Raw genomic sequence first — 15,808 nt, 5'->3', positions numbered from 1 at the left:
CATGAGAGGGGCTGGTGGTTTTACAATAAAAACCTCCGCGCGCTCTGTGCCCTCTGCGGTGAAAGGTTTAAAGGTTTCAACCAACAGAGAATGTAAACAATGACATGGATTTTGGTGCTGGCTTCGCTGTTGTATGTGGTGTTTTTGTTCACCATTGCCAGTTGGGGCGACCAGAAAGATTCCTGGGCCAATCGGCTCAGCCATCGGCCATTTGTGTACGCCATGTCACTGGCCATCTACTGCACCTCCTGGACCTATTACGGCGCGGTCGGTAACGCCGCCAATGAGGGCTGGGCGTTTTTTCCGATCCTGCTTGGCCCCATTCTGTTGTTTTTATTCGGCATCAAGGTACTGGAAAAACTGGTGTCGGTCAGTAAACAGCAGAACATCACCTCGATTGCGGACTTTATCTCTTCCCGTTATGGCAAAAAACGCCGGCTTGCGGTTGTCGTTACGACCATCGCTGCGCTGGCCATCGTGCCCTACATTGCGCTGCAATTGAAAGCCGTAGGGTTAAGCTTTTCGGTGCTGACCGAAAACGATTCGGTGGTCAGTGAGTTTTCACTGAAGGAGCTCGGTGCGGCGGCGCTGATGGCGCTGTTTGCCATGTTGTTCGGTACCCGGCATGTCGAGGTGACCGAATACCGCAGCGGCATGATTCTGGCGATCGCGGTGGAGTCAATGATAAAACTCGCAGCGCTGGTGGCTGCCGGTATTTTCGCCTGGGAATTGATCAGCACCGACACGCAGTACCAAATGGTGCAGACCTTCGGTTCGCCGGAAAAGCCGCAATGGAGCCTGGCTGCCTTTGGCGAGTTTGAGTTTATCGTACAAACCTTTATGGCCGCCGGTGCCATTCTCTGTCTGCCACGTCAGTTTCATGTTGCGGTGGTGGATAACGTTAATGTTAAACATTTAAAAACGGCACGTTGGGGCTTTCCCCTGTATCTGGCGGTCACCGCGGCTGCTATCGTTCCGATTGCGGTAGCGGGTACTTACTTTCTACCGGCGGGCTCTGATGGCTCGACCTTTTCGCTGCAGTTACCCTTGCTGCAGGACCAGTTATGGTTGTCGTTGGTGGTCTTTATCGGCGGTATTTCGGCGGCAACGGCGATGGTGATCATCGCGTCGGTTACCTTAAGTACCATGGTAACCAACGACGTCATTATGCCGATCCTGCTGCAACGGGAATCCCGGCTACCGTTAAAAGAACGCCGCCGCGAGTATGACCGAACCTTGCTGAAATTCCGCCGCTGGGCGATCGCCGTGACCATGGCGTTGTCGTTTTTGTGTTACTACTTCTGGGCCTCCCGCACCGACTTGGTCAGTATCGGTCTGTTGGCGTTTTCATTGGTGTTGCAGTTGCTGCCAAGTTTGCTCGGCGCTCTGTACTGGCGCAAAGGTCATGCCCGCGGTGTTTATGCCGGGTTGGCTGCCGGATCCATCGGCTGGGTGGTTGCGGTACTGGTGCCGTTGTACTCGACCGCGACGGCCACGGACGTTGAAATCATAACGCGCGGGACGGTGATTTCGCTCAGTATGAATCTGATTGCGTATATCGCCTTCTCAATGATGGCGCAGCCGCGGCTGGTCGACCGCATTCAGGCGACGGCCTTTGTGAAACCGCGCGCTGAACTGCCGGATAATAACCTGCACAAAAATCATCACGCCACCAACGCCGATATGATGTTGCTGCTGAAAACCTTCCTCGGCGCCGAGCGGGCTCAACAACTGATGTCTTATTATCAGGCGCCGGACGAGAGTCAGTCGTTGCGGGCCGAAGCGGTGGCTGACCGGGCGCTGATCCAGTACGTTGAACGCGCCATTGCCGGGGTATTGGGCTCAGCTACCGCGCGCTCGCTGATCCAGGCTGCGCTACGAGACAAGCAACTGAACCTGGAAGAAGTGGTGCACTTTTTTGATGACACCACTCAGGCGTTGCAGACCCAGCAGTCGATTTTGTTCAGCTCGCTGGAGAATCTGGCACAGGGCATCAGTGTGGTCGACAACGATCTTAAGTTGGTGGCCTGGAATGCCCGCTATCTGGATTTGTTTGATTACCCCGAGGGCATGGTCAAGCCGGGTCAGCCGATTGCGACTTTGATCCGCTACAACGCAGAACGTGGTGAGTGTGGCCCCGGCGATATTGATGAATTGGTCAGTAAGCGCTTACGTTACATGCAGATGGGCTCACCGCACCGCTTTATCCGCCGCCGCGCCGATGGCCGGGTGATCGAGATGGTGGGCAATCCGTTGCCCAGCGGTGGTTTTGTGACCAGTTTTACCGACATCACCGAACACGTCGAAACGCAGCAGGCGCTGGAAGATGCCAATATTGATCTGGAGCAGCGGGTGGATACCCGTACCCAGGAGATCCGTGAGATCAATCAGGAACTGACGGCGGAGATTGATCGCCGTCGAGAGGTCGAAGAGCAACTGAAAAAAGCCAAAGCGGAAGCGGAAGCCGCTAACGCCTCGAAAACACGCTTCTTAGCACTGGCCAGCCACGATATTTTGCAGCCACTAAACGCAGCCCGGCTGTATTTGTCGGCCATTGACGAGAAGGAATTATCCGAGCGCAACCTTGGCCTGGTTGGCAAGTTAGACACCGCTCTGGGCTCGACGGAGCACTTACTGTCGACGTTGCTGTCGATCGCAAAAATGGATCAGGGCGCACTGCAGCCACAGTTTCGTCATGTCCAGCTCAGCTCGATTTTAGCGCCGTTGGTTGAGGAATACACGGTGTTGGCCGAGCAGCGGCAATTGCAATTCAAGGCGTTTTTTAACGATCGTCCGGTGTACACCGATCCGACGTATTTACGGCGTATTGTGCAGAACTTTTTATCCAATGCGATTAAATACACACCTAAGGGTAAGGTCTTGCTGGGCGTGCGCAAACGCGGTGACTACCTGCAGATTGCGGTGTGGGATACCGGTCCGGGCATAGCGGCACAGCAACAGAACAAAGTTTTTGACGCGTTTTACCGGATCCAGAATCAGAACGTTGAGGGCGTTGGTCTCGGCCTGAGTGTGGCACAACGGATGAGCGAACAACTCGGCTGTGAACTGCAGATCGCCTCGGTCGAAGGCAAGGGCTCGTGTTTCTCGGTGACGGTACCCCTGGGCAACGCGGCACAGGTGGTGCATAAGCCTCAGTATAAAGCCGATGAAACACCGACCACCGAGCTGACGTTACTGGTGGTGGATGATGATCAGGAAAATTTAAACGCAGTCAGCGCATTGCTGGAAAAATGGGCATGTCGTGCGGTTACCTGCCGCAGTTATGCGGAGGCGGTTTCTTATGCACAAGCGCAACCGGCAGTGGACGGCCTGCTGCTCGATTATCAGTTGGGTGAGGGCAATGGTTTGGCGTTGGTGCACGAGCTGCGGCATATCTGGCAAACGGACAACCTACCGGGAGCGCTGGTCACGGCAATGCGTGATGATAATGTGAAAAAAGCAGCCAGACAGGCAAAACTGCACTTCCTGCCCAAACCGGTTAAACCGGCATCGCTGAAGGCTTTGTTAAAGTACATCTCATCGCGATAACGCTAGGCGCGGAGTCGTTTTCGCTGCTTGTATCGTCGCGCAGAATGCGCGACCTACTCAATGTGCTCATCGATGGTGTGGCTGTATGTCGCTGCGCGACGGCTGTTTGCACCTGCGGTGCGGCTGTTGGCAACATCGCTTCGCTCGTTGCGGCTGTTGGGGTGAGAAAGAAAACAATGGTCAAGCATGGTTTTCCTGCATTCGCGAAGCGAATGCAAAAAAGCCGCGATGGCCGAAGGCTCATCGCAAACAGCCGTTGCGCAGCAACAAATAGCCGTCGCGGAGCGACATACAGCGGCTGTTAGACCAAAGTCCAATTCTTTTTATTAACAACCCCATCTACATTTGTTAGCGAACAACAAATCACGTTCGACAATAACTATCAACAAACAAGAGGGGACGTTTATGGCATTTAAAAACGAAAGTGATGCCAAAGCGTATTGGAAAGAGAACCTGGGCTTAATGCTAAAGCTCCTGGTTGTCTGGTTTATCGTATCCTATGGCTTTGGAATACTGCTCGTGGACGTGTTGAACGAAATCACATTCTTCGGCTTTAAGCTGGGTTTCTGGTTCGCGCAACAAGGCTCCATCATTACCTTCATCGTGCTCATATTCATTTATGTACGGAGCATGGCCAAACTCGATAATAAATACGAAGTTCACGAGGACTAGTGCGCTATGGATATTCAAACGCTCACATTTATCATTGTCGGCCTGACCTTCGCGTTATATATCGGTATCGCAATTTGGTCTCGTGCCGGATCAACCAACGACTTTTACGTAGCCAGCGGCGGGGTTAACCCCATTGCCAATGGTATGGCAACCGCGGCGGACTGGATGTCGGCGGCTTCTTTCATCTCAATGGCGGGTATCGTCGCATTTGCAGGCTATGACGGCTCGGTTTACCTGATGGGGTGGACCGGTGGTTATGTACTGCTGGCGATGTGTCTTGCACCTTACCTGCGTAAGTTTGGTAAGTTCACCGTGCCGGACTTTATCGGTGACCGCTACTATTCACAGACAGCACGTACCATCGCGGTACTCTGCGCGATCCTGATCTGCTTTACCTACATTGCAGGCCAGATGCGTGGTGTTGGGGTGGTGTTCTCGCGCTTCCTGGAAGTCGATATTGCTACCGGCGTTATCATCGGTGCCGTGATCGTATTCTTCTACACGGTATTGGGTGGTATGAAAGGCATCACCTATACACAGGTAGCGCAATACATTGTACTGATGTTTGCTTACATCGTTCCGGCGATTTTCCTGTCACTCTTGATCACCGGTCACGTGCTGCCGCAAACTGGTTTCGGCGGTACCATTGCCGATGGGGTGCCGGGCTCCGGACAGTTCCTGCTGGAACGACTGGATGGCTTGTCGGTTGAACTCGGCTTTGCCGAATACACCGAAGGTGTGCGCAGTAAAGTGGATGTGTTCTTTATTACCGCTGCACTGATGGTTGGTACCGCTGGTCTGCCACACGTTATCGTGCGCTTCTTCACCGTTCCGAAAGTACGTGATGCACGCCGTTCAGCGTTCTGGGCTCTGACCTTCATCTCAGTCGTTTACCTGACTGCACCAACCATCGCTGCGTTCGCCAAAGTGAACATCTTTAACACCATTAATGGTCCTGACTTACAGGGTGTTGAATATGAAAACGCACCAAGCTGGATCAAGAACTGGGAAAAAACCGGTCTGATCACCTGGGAAGACAAAAACGGCGACGGCAAGATGTTCTATTCGGGCGATGATCGCAACGAAATGACCATCGACCGTGACATCATGGTACTGGCTAACCCGGAAATCGGCGACTTGCCGGCCTGGGTGGTGGCATTGGTTGCTGCCGGTGGTGTTGCTGCCGCGCTGTCAACCTCCGCAGGTCTGTTGTTGGTTATCTCGACCTCGGTTTCGCACGATTTGCTGAAACGAAACTTGATGCCGAACATTACCGACAAGAAGGAGCTGTTCTACGCCCGACTGGCGGCGGCCATCGCGATATTTATTTCGGTCTACTTTGGTATCTACCCGCCCGGCTTCGTGGCGCAGGTGGTGGCCTTTGCCTTCGGCTTAGCCGCAGCAAGCTTCTTCCCTGCGATCATTCTGGGTATCTTCCATAAACGCATGAACCGTCAAGGTGCAGTAGCGGGTATGGTTGTCGGTATTCTGTTTACCTTCTCGTACATCGTGTTCTTCAAGTTCATCTCGCCTGAACTGAACACACCGGAGTACTGGTTCTTTGGTATTTCGCCGGAAGGTATCGGTACCTTGGGTATGATCATCAACTTTGTGGTCGCTACCATTGTCCACAAAATGACCGGTGATGCCCCTGAAGACATTCAGGAGCTGGTTGAGTCAATTCGCTATCCGAAAGGTGCTGGCGCAGCGACTGACCATTAAACGTATCGTGCGCCTTTGGCGCACTTTACCTTCCCCACATATTATTCGTAACGTGCGCCTCAGGCGCACGCTGCGTTTTTACCCACCGATATTTTATTTCAACCGTATTGTATATTTCCGCTTCTGGTCTACTGTTTAATTAACAACAAAACAGACTATGGCGGGTGCAGTGTGGTAGTTAAACGACGGATTCTCTTGGTGTTTGGTACACGGCCCGAAGCGATTAAAATGGCGCCGTTGGTGAAAGCGCTGAAAGCCGATGAACAATATGATGTGCTGGTTGCCGTTACTGCGCAGCACCGACAAATGCTCGATCAGGTGCTCAGCTTGTTTGATATCGTGCCCGACTTTGACCTGGATATCATGCGCGCGAACCAAGACCTCTTTGATATCACCGCAGCGGTATTGCTGGGGATGCGACAGGTGTTGAACGATGCGAAGCCGGATTTAGTATTGGTTCACGGTGATACCGCAACAACCTTTGCCGCCACGTTGGCTGCATTTTATGCTCGTATTCCTGTGGGCCATGTCGAAGCGGGTCTGCGCACACACAATCTCATGTCGCCCTGGCCGGAAGAAGCGAATAGGCAGTTGACCGGACGTTTAGCGACTTACCATTTTGCGCCAACCGAACGAAACAAGCAGGATTTAATGCGTGAGGGAATTGCCGCGACGAATATTGTGGTTACCGGCAATACGGTGATTGACGCGTTGCAGTGGGTTACAGCAAAAATTGCTGGTTCAACGCAATTAAAGCAACAAATACGACAGCAATTAATGGAAGCCGGTTTGCGGATTAATCCACACCAGCGTCCGTTTGTGTTGATCACCGGTCACCGGCGGGAAAATTTTGGTCAGGGTTTCGATGATATTTGTACCGCCATTAAGCGACTTTCTGAACGCTTTCCAGAGGTAGACTTTATCTACGCGGTGCATTTAAACCCAAACGTGCAAAAGCCCGTGCAAGCGATGCTGAGTAACATTTCTAATGTTCACTTAATCAAGCCGTTGAGCTATGAGCCGTTTGTGTATCTGATGGCACGTTGCTACTTAGTGTTGACTGACAGTGGCGGCATCCAGGAAGAGGCTCCGGGGCTGGGTAAACCCGTGCTGGTGATGCGCGATACCACCGAGAGACCTGAGGCTGTTGTGGCCGGGACGGTTAAGCTGGTTGGTACAAATCCTAAAGCGATCATTGATCACGTTAGCACGCTGCTGACGAGTCCCGAATGTTATGCCGATATGTCACGCGCGCACAACCCCTACGGCGACGGGCGCGCCTGTCAGCGAATTATTCACTTTTTGTTAATGGCAGATAGCGTAGCGAAAAAAATGCATCCGAATCTGTTGCTGCAGCAATAGCTGCCTCTATGTCAGTATTAGAACGAGGAGCAAAGGTGCCTGACTGGTATTCAAACAGCTCTCTGATCACTGCCGTTTGCGTGGGTATGGCTTTTAGCACGCTAGCTCGTAGTGTCGCCGCTACGGCTTGAGTGCCAACACCGTCCTGATGCAGCAGACGAATGCCTGATTGTTGCAGTTGTAAAAGCTGTTTACGATAGTGCTCGGGACTGACTTTACCGCTATAAAAGGTGCTCACGTAGATGGGGGTACTGAGCGTCTGTTGCCATTGTGAGAAGGTGCGCGCAACGTGATTCAGGAAGTTTTGGTCAGACAAGGCGGAATCATTAAACTCGCCGGGAAAATAGTATCCGTCAACATGGATATTCAATGCGTTAGTTAGGTTGCTCAGCTCATTCAGCCAGTCTTTGTTTTGTTGAATATAAGCTTGAAAATACCGACTGTCGGCGCTTTCATTAATGAACTCAAAATACTGACTGTCTGCATCTAAGCCGATAATCAGTTCAAAGTCCTTGTCCAACCATTTAAGCCGTCTTAATAGCCAGTTATCGGGGAATTGGAATCGATGATTATCGTGCCGTGTCCATTGCACATAGACGCGACGGATGCCAACGCGCTTTAAATAATCAGTAAGATCGAACCAGTAGGCATCACTGAGATAGGCATCTTGATGCAACGGTTGGAAGAAAATGCCTTTCTCCCAACCGTTGGTGGTATCGGCGACACTGCTGGCGCAGGCGTTTAGTAATAGAGCGCAAAACGCAGCAGCAAAGCATTGTCGTTTTCTTTTGAAATATCGCTGTTGATAACGTACTGCCATTCTAATGATGCCTCCAGAAATACGTTATAACCTCGGTAGCGATTTTTCCCCCAACGGGAGCGGCTACTGATACCGAGACCGGCACGCGTGTCTGACAGTGTCGATTTCGCTAACGTGTCATTGGTTAACTGATACTGCACAAACGGATAGAAACTACCCTGATAAAACAACCGCTGACGACCGGCAAAATCATAACTCGGTTTGTAGCGGGCGTAACCACCGTAAGTTCCACTATCAATGTAGTATATGGCATCTAAGAACAGACTTTGCGAGGGCCATAAATGGTCTTGTGACCACGATTTTGCCTTAGCCATGCTTTGTAGCGGGTCGTAAGAAGCGCGGATGTAGGTACGTGAATTGTCACTGTCGAAGTTGTGTCGGATACCGAACCGCGCAACGGCTTGTTGGTCGCTCCAGGGGCGCCAGGCTAAGTGAAAATCAAGCTCCTCATTGTCAAAAAAGGTGTTTTCGCCACCGGAAAGCGTTGCGACAGCCAGACTTATGTCGGATCCAACGCGGTTGTCGTAGTTAAGATTGTAGCTGACCTCGGCGTTCAAAAAATAGTCCGCTTGAAAGTCATTGGCCGTGACTACTGACACCGCAGAACTGTCACCAACCCAGCCGGCTAGTGTTACGCCCCAGGGAGAATCGACTTCTTGGTAGAGTTGTTGTGCTTTAGCGACGTCTTCATGTTCTGTTGTCTGAACGTGGTTAAGGCGTTGTTCGAGGCTGTTAGTCAGCAGTTTTTTTGCTTCCGTATCTTTATCGATATAAAGGTTAGCGTAAGCAGCTTGCTCCAGGTTGGCGGTTGTTTGTGTGCCGCTGTCGTTATTAAAGGCGACGTTAAATTGCCGAGCGGATGCGACAAAGTCTCCCTCGCTGTAATAAAAATAAGCTTTACGAATGGCGGTTTCTGCGACTCGGTCGTAAAATTGGTCGGCGATGGCAAACAGCTGTCGTTGTTTCTCTTTATTGTTTTGTTGTGCGGCTATCGACAAACGTGCGTCAACCAATAGCCACTGTTCCTGCCAGTCTTCGATACCAACGATAATGGCATCGGCTTGTTCGTAGTCCTGCTGTGCAATAAGCAGAAATGCGGCTTCTGCCTGCTGACTGGCAGGCCGCTCTTCAAGGTTCTGCAATAATCGCGCGAGTCGTTTGTCGATGGCCGCTTCACAATTGAAGGTGATCGCATCTTTCGACGCTTCCGATACGGTTGCATAGAGACTCATTGCCTCACTGCAGGCGTTATTTCTCAGCAAAGCATTAATCAAAATATCACTGGTCGGATCGAGGGATGCAAAAAGTGAGCGCTGTTCAGGAGTCAGTGAGAGTACCTGAGTATCAATGATGAATTGCGCTCTCTCGCGCAGAGACGTTGAACGGTCGAATAAATCAGGCTGTTCGTTAAGCGCTGCGGAAATTAATGCCAGTGCGCGTTGGTATTGCCCCTGTTCGGTCAAATAGTAGGTGGCAAGTTCAAGGTCGGAGGGCACGTTTGAAAGTTGCCAATTCGCCACCACGACATCACTGGCATCATCAACACGCTGCTGTTGTTTTAGCGCTGTTGCTAATACCCTTCGCTCGTTGGCGGTCAGTTGATCCAACGGAAAAGGTGACAACAACGCGACCAACCGAGACCAATCTTTGCTGCTGTTATAGTGATCTACTAAGGCCGAACGTTGCGTCTTTATCAGCTTCTCGTCATCGAATCGTTTGTGCGCCAACGTTTCATACATCCGGTTTTCAGTTAACAGCAGTAATTGCTGCTTAGCATTTTCAGCGGTAACCGGGCAGTTGGTGAGCGTTTCTCGAAGCGCGGCGGTTTGCCCAAGCTCGTGTTGCTGCTGCGCTCGTTCGGCACATGACAGATCGGATTGCGCTAACAACTGTTGTGAGATGACCTGATCGCCAAGCGTACGGGCGACCGTGTAAAGCCTGGCGACTTGTGAAGGCGTCAACGAGTTGTTATCGATATAGGGTGCCAATACGGTGAGCAAACTCTGATAATGACCGCGTGCAACCATTCGCTCGATAATGTCGTCGATAAGCCGGGGACGGAGCTCAGGCAGTCGCTTCAAGGTCTGCTGAATTTGATCAAATTGTTGTTGTTCGATGTAAGCCATGAACAGTGCACGCCATTCGGGATAGTTACAGCTTCGTGCGGAACAAATTCGTTGTTGGTAGCGAGACACGGCGGTGCGGTCACCTTGTTGGATAAATCGTTGGTTAAACAGTATCGCTGTATCGCTAGTGACTAACGTTGCCGGGATCAACTCATAAAGCGCTTTTAATTCGCGGTTGGTTAGTTGTTGGTGGTTGAAGACAAAGAAGCGAATCAACGCGTCACGTTCAGCAACAGGTAATCGACTGGCAAGTTTGATCATATCTTCCGCGCCGGTCGATGCTCTAAGTGCATATTGCTTGTAGGCTTCTGCCGCTAAGTCGGTTAACTCGGCATCGTCGGGAAATTGAGCGGCAACCTCAGCCGCGCGAAGGTAACGCTGTTCAAGTAACAGGAGGTTGGCATGATAGTGTGCCAGCGGCCGGTAGAGTGGAATGGCTTCGCGTGCTTTTTCAATTTCGACAATAGCGTCGGCGATACGATCCTCGGCGACCAGCCGATAAGCCATGTCGACCCGAGGATAGGCTTTAAAGCGCTGATATTCTGAAAGACCGCTGAGTAACTCAGTGGAATTTTGAGCTGCGTTTACCGGGGCCAATAACAGTGCAATAAGTGCTGGCAAAACAAGACGTTTGGTGATCATAGTAGAACGTCTACCGGGCAGATCTAGGGTGCCGTTCATAACGGTTATACTCCCGCCAATAGGTTGAGTCGACGGGCTTGCTCATTCAATGCAAGATCGAGTTGGTCCTGTTTGAGCCAGCCGTGAGCAATTAACAGATCACCAAACCGGGTGGTTGGTTCGCTGTCGTAATAATCCAGTTCCGCCTGTCGTAAGGTTGCTGGCGCAATAAGATTCATATTAACCAGAATCTGCCCTAATGATTCATTGACGGCAAAATAGGTGTCCTGGTCGGATTGCTGTTGCGCGCGCTGTTTGACACTCTCATCATTGAGATACCAGTAGCGCAGCCCAACACTGACAGCCCCCGGCTGTGATATCACGACGTTGATTGATGTTTTGGTGGCTCGGCGCAAACTCGCAAGCGCAACTTTGCTCGGTTCGTTTTCCGATGCCACAGTCAGCAGGTTTTTCGACGCATCATAGGCGACCGGCAGCACCCGATACATCAGTGCTTTGCGACCCGGAATTTTCTGTATTAAGTCGCTACTGAGCTGAAAAGGGTCGACTCGCTGAAACGAGAGGCCGCTGGTCTGAGCAATCAGTTCACCCAGCTGTCGCGGTGAAAGGATGTGTTCTTGTATTAAGTACGCGCCGAGCCGCATTCCCAAGGGTTTACTGATTAACGCATCGGTTAGTTGCTGTTCGGTGAGCAGGTTATGCTGCAGCAGCAGTTCACCGATGACACGTTTTTTGGCATCCAGGACATGAGGGAAGTCATGCTGTGTTTTATCCCACGCTACCGCTGAACCTTTTGCCAGGATAACCAGTTTAATGGCACGCAGTACGGCAACGAAATTGATGACATTAGCCCACACCATGCGCAGGATTGAGAGGAATCCCTGTGTCATACCGTAAAACTGTGTGGTAAAAATAAAGCGCTGAATAAGACGGTTAAAAAACATCAATAAGTTGGCGCTTAATAACACTATCACGATCATATCGTCGCTGAAGATCGAGAGAAAACGATAGGCGTCAGGAACCCAGGCTTGATAGGCGTATATGATCACCAACTGAAAGAACACCAACATGGCTAGAAAGCTGACGATATTGGCAATAACTCCGCGGCGGTCGCGCCAAAGAAAATAGTTAATGTGAAAGTCTTTGCTCCAGCGATGCGTTCTGAAGCCTTGAAAGACGATGCCGACAATCCAGCGTGACTTTTGCCGCACGGCATGTGTAAAGCGACTGGGGAAATATTCTCTCACACAAATTACCCGATGCTCGCGGTCGTGCACAAAGTGGTGTTTTTCTCTTAATGAAGCATCTTCGGCTTCGGCAGAAAACCGAACAAAAATTTCCTTCATGCCCCATTTTTTAAGCCGGAAGCCGATATCGTAGTCTTCAGTCAAAGAACGGGTATCAAACGCAACGCCGTCACCTTCGAGTAAAAGCTTCATGATCGCTTGGCGGCTAAAACAGGTGCCGACTCCTGCCGACGGAACTTGTCCGGCAATTGACTCGCGGACCACGACGTCCTTGCCATGCAATTCGGCAAACTCATCAATGTAATGCGCCGCGGTAAATTGATACCAGTGCTTGGTGTATGGATAAACCGGGATCTGAATCAGGTCTTTGTTTTTGTTGAGTAAATAATTAAATAATCGTAACTCAAGTGGCGAGATCATATCCTCGGCGTCGTGCAACACGAACCCTTTAAATTCAAACTTGTTGATCTGCTCAAATTCCATGATGGCTGCAATAATGTTATTAAGGCAGTCTGCTTTTGACGTTGGCCCCGGCAACGCACAAATAACTTTGTGCACGTTGTCGTAATTACGACAGACTTCATCAATATCCGCTTGGGTGGCTGGATCGTTGGGGTAAGTGCCGACAAAGATTTGATAGTTTTCATAATCCAGGGCTTTAACGGCAGCATCGGCCATTGGCCCGACAACGCCAACTTCTTGCCATGCAGGCACTAAGATCGCTATTGGTTTTTGTTTGGGCACAAACAGATCGCTGGGATCAGCATGTTTAAATTGGGTATATATGGTGCGGTTACGGCGCAGTTTTCGTAGCCAGTAATAGGCATCGATAAACAGATCGTCCAGACCAAATAAAAACAACACAATGAGTAGAAAAATGCTGATAAATTTCAGCACGTAAAGATAGTCAATGAATAGGTCGAGCATGATCAACTCACACTGCAAAATAGAACCGTAAATAAAGTTATGTCATGATTCTGAAAACGTCCATGTATCGGCAATGTTTTTTTTAATATTTTTTATATTGTTTTATGTGAAACTGTGATTTAAACCTCAGGTTTAAATCACAGTGTTAGGGAGCAAGCCATGGAGCCGGATAAATTTTTGACCGACTGCCCGCCCTTTGACGGGCTGGAGGCCGAGCAGCGGCAGTGGGCAGTATCGCAATTGCAGTCGGTCTATATGAATGAAGACAATTGTAACGATATCCTGCGACAGATGCGTCCCGCGTTGTTCATTGTCCGCTCCGGAGTTTACGATTTACGCGGCAGCGACGGGCGTTTAATTGAACGGCTTGAAAGCGGCGACTTGTTCGGCTTTCCATCACTGTTGACCGGCCGCGAGATTGTCAATCGCTTGACGGCGATTGAAGATGGCATTGTCTATGTGCTGCCTCAGCATGCGTTTGATCGTCTGCGTAATGCCTCCAAACAATTTGAACAGTATTTTATTCGAGCCCATGGCGAGCGGTTGCTGACCGAAAAGGGCGGCAGTAATGACGGTAGCAGTGATGACTGGACCGAGCAGACCGTCGGGTCGGTGGTGACCATGGCGCCGGTCAGCCTGAGCAGTGATACCTCGATACAGGACGCCGCAAAAGTCATGTCCGAACACGGCATCAGCTCGGTACTGGTGGTGGATGACGGGCAACTGGTGGGGATTTTAACCGACCGCGATTTGCGCAACCGGGTGATTGCTCAAGGGTTGTCTTATGAGGTGACCGTGGCCGCGGTGATGACGCAATTGCCGGAGTCGGTCGAAGAGAGCCGCTCGTTGTTGGACGCGCTAACCACGATGACGGCCAATAATGTTCACCACTTGCCGGTGGTAAACAGTAACAATGAGCCGGTGGGTATGGTGACGGCGACCGACCTTATCCGCCAGCAACGCAGTGAGCCGGTCTACCTGATCAGCGCCATTCGTAAAGCCGAAAGTCGTGAGCAATTGATTCAGGAAGCACAGAAAGTACCCGAGTATTTAAAAACCTTCGCCAACCGCGTGAAGCGCACCACGGTGGTCGGCCAGTTAATGGCCTCGCTGACCGATGGTATGACCCGTCAGTTAATCCAACTGTATGAAAAAGATTACGGCGTAGCACCGGCTCAATACAGTTGGTTGGCGTTTGGCTCGCAGGGGCGCGAAGATCAGACCCTAAGCTCCGATCAGGATAATGGGTTACTGCTGGCTAATGGCCTCAGTGATAAACAAAAAGACTGGTTTAAGGGGCTCGGCGAATACGTTTGCGAAGGTCTGCATGAATGCGGCATTCCGTTGTGTCCGGGCAATATCATGGCGTCCAATCCGGATTGTCGGGGAACCACCGACGAGTGGCTGGCGAGATTTCGTAATTGGACCCAGAGTCCGACGCCGAAGGCACTGATGTATTGCCAGATATTTTTTGACAGTCGTGCCGTGGTCGGTAACAACCGTTTTTATCAAAACTACCGTGAGCAGGTCGCAAAACTGGCGCAAAATGAGATGTTTCTCGGCAATCTGGCGATTTTGGTCAATCGTATTTCGGTGCCCTTAGGGCTGTTCAACCGGTTTCGAACCGAGGATACCGACGAGGGCGATACCATTGACATCAAGCGCTATGGCATTGCCCTGATTAATGACATCGCGCGCATTTACGCGTTGCAAGCGGGCTTTACGATGCCGAGTACGCCGGCGCGGCTGAAAGCACTGGAAAGCAGTAAGCTGCTGAACCGGCGCGACAACCAGTCGTTGCTTGAGGCGTGGCAGTTCCTGACTCAGCTCAGGTTAAATCATCAGTTGGCGGTGTGGGATACGGACAAACCGAAGAACGCACTGGATCCCGATGAGCTCAGCACGCTATCACGACGCCAGTTAAAGTCGGCGTTTAAGATCATTAAAGAAGCCCAGCAGGGTGTCGGTCTTAAATTCAGTCGTCAGGGTTATTAGTCATGGGTAAACTTCTTGGTGCCTTAGCCGATTGGTATCAACGCCGGCAACAACTGCAAAAGCCCTGGACACAGCAGCGTTATGTCGCGCTCGATATTGAAACCACCGGTCTTGATCCGAAGAAGCATCAGGTGCTTGCCATCGCCTGGATGTCGATAGAGCCGCCGGTGATGCACACCGGCAGCGCCCAGTATCATGTGTTTTCGCATGGGCAGGAGCTTGAGTTAGGCCAAAGCCCAACCATTCATGGTTTAACCCGACAGGATTTTCTGCACAGCTCGGAGCCGCGACAAACCTACGCCATGTTAAGCCGGGCGTTATCCGGTGCGGTACTGGTTTGTCACCACAAAGGCATGGACTGGCGTTTTTTAAAACATATTGAAAAACAATTTCTTATCAATTTTCAGCCTTTGGGAATTTTTGACACGCTAGCCTTCGAAAAAAACAGTTTTTTCAAAGATCCGGATCATCCTCCCAAAAAAGGGCAGTTAACCTTGAGCGCTTGTCGCTCTAGACATGGCCTTCCCACCTATACATCTCACCACGCGTTTACCGACACCCTTGCATGTGCTGAACTGTTTTTGGCGCAAGCCTTTAAAAATGCAGAGCCTGAGATGAAAACATTAGAACTGCTAAGAAAGTGTAAAAATTTAATATAAAAGCAACCTTTTTGAAACAAAATGTTTACATGCCAACCCCTGGTTGTTAACGTCAACTGACGTCACAATTCCGGCTTTTCGGTGTTG

General features: G+C 50.9%; 10 protein-coding genes. 6 read left to right on the top strand and 4 right to left on the bottom strand.

The features are described 5' to 3' along the window. Positions 1–99: 99 nt before the first annotated feature. A complete protein-coding gene (locus CWE23_RS03590; protein WP_126819506.1) occupies positions 100–3,549 on the top strand; it encodes a hybrid sensor histidine kinase/response regulator in 3,450 nt (1,149 codons plus the stop codon). A 53-nt stretch (positions 3,550–3,602) separates the two neighbouring features. On the opposite strand, the gene CWE23_RS13930 is transcribed toward CWE23_RS03590, so the two are convergent. Beyond that, positions 3,603–3,737, bottom strand: coding sequence for a hypothetical protein (locus tag CWE23_RS13930; protein WP_275046263.1), 135 nt, complete (start codon positions 3,735–3,737; stop codon positions 3,603–3,605). Positions 3,738–3,954: 217 nt separating this feature from the next. On the opposite strand from CWE23_RS13930, the gene CWE23_RS03585 reads away from it, so the two are divergent. The 3 genes from CWE23_RS03585 (at position 3,955) to wecB (ending at position 7,305) form a co-directional block, all read left to right on the top strand. Next, positions 3,955–4,221, top strand: a complete 267-nt coding sequence (locus CWE23_RS03585) for a DUF4212 domain-containing protein (protein WP_105305780.1) — start codon at positions 3,955–3,957, stop codon at positions 4,219–4,221. Between the two features lie 6 nt (positions 4,222–4,227). Beyond that, positions 4,228–5,943, top strand: a complete 1,716-nt coding sequence (locus CWE23_RS03580; protein ID WP_105305781.1) for a sodium:solute symporter family protein — start codon at positions 4,228–4,230, stop codon at positions 5,941–5,943. A 228-nt stretch (positions 5,944–6,171) separates the two neighbouring features. Next, positions 6,172–7,305, top strand: a complete 1,134-nt coding sequence (gene wecB / locus CWE23_RS03575; RefSeq protein WP_126819839.1) for a non-hydrolyzing UDP-N-acetylglucosamine 2-epimerase — start codon at positions 6,172–6,174, stop codon at positions 7,303–7,305. Here the strand turns inward: wecB and CWE23_RS03570 are convergent. From CWE23_RS03570 to CWE23_RS03560, 3 genes are read right to left on the bottom strand one after another with little or no spacing between them, the layout of a single operon-like run. Further along, positions 7,235–8,125 carry a DUF4434 domain-containing protein gene (locus CWE23_RS03570; protein ID WP_126819505.1) on the bottom strand — a complete coding sequence of 297 codons (891 nt, stop codon included), beginning with the start codon at positions 8,123–8,125 and terminating at the stop codon, positions 7,235–7,237. The two genes, wecB and CWE23_RS03570, sit on opposite strands and share 71 nt — an antisense overlap. Continuing rightward, positions 8,047–10,932: an NfrA family protein gene (locus CWE23_RS03565; protein WP_126819504.1), complete on the bottom strand. Its 2,886-nt coding sequence runs from the start codon at positions 10,930–10,932 to the stop codon at positions 8,047–8,049. Before CWE23_RS03565 ends, CWE23_RS03570 begins: the two co-directional genes overlap by 79 nt. A gap of 5 nt (positions 10,933–10,937) precedes the next feature. Beyond that, positions 10,938–13,067, bottom strand: coding sequence for a glycosyl transferase family protein (locus CWE23_RS03560; RefSeq protein WP_126819503.1), 2,130 nt, complete (start codon positions 13,065–13,067; stop codon positions 10,938–10,940). Between the two features lie 159 nt (positions 13,068–13,226). Here CWE23_RS03560 and CWE23_RS03555 point away from each other — a divergent pair, with 159 nt between their 5' ends. Both CWE23_RS03555 and CWE23_RS03550 read left to right on the top strand, forming a co-directional pair. Then, a complete protein-coding gene (locus tag CWE23_RS03555) occupies positions 13,227–15,062 on the top strand; it encodes a DUF294 nucleotidyltransferase-like domain-containing protein (protein WP_126819502.1) in 1,836 nt (611 codons plus the stop codon). A 2-nt stretch (positions 15,063–15,064) separates the two neighbouring features. Next, positions 15,065–15,721, top strand: a complete 657-nt coding sequence (locus CWE23_RS03550) for a 3'-5' exonuclease (RefSeq protein WP_126819501.1) — start codon at positions 15,065–15,067, stop codon at positions 15,719–15,721. Positions 15,722–15,808: the final 87 nt, after the last annotated feature.

Origin of the sequence: Idiomarina aquatica, assembly GCF_003987185.1 — a bacterium.
Taxonomy (GTDB): Bacteria; Pseudomonadota; Gammaproteobacteria; order Enterobacterales; family Alteromonadaceae; genus Idiomarina; species Idiomarina aquatica.
Note: the sequence above shows the minus strand (reverse complement) of the source record. Positions and strands in the feature narration are given on the sequence as shown.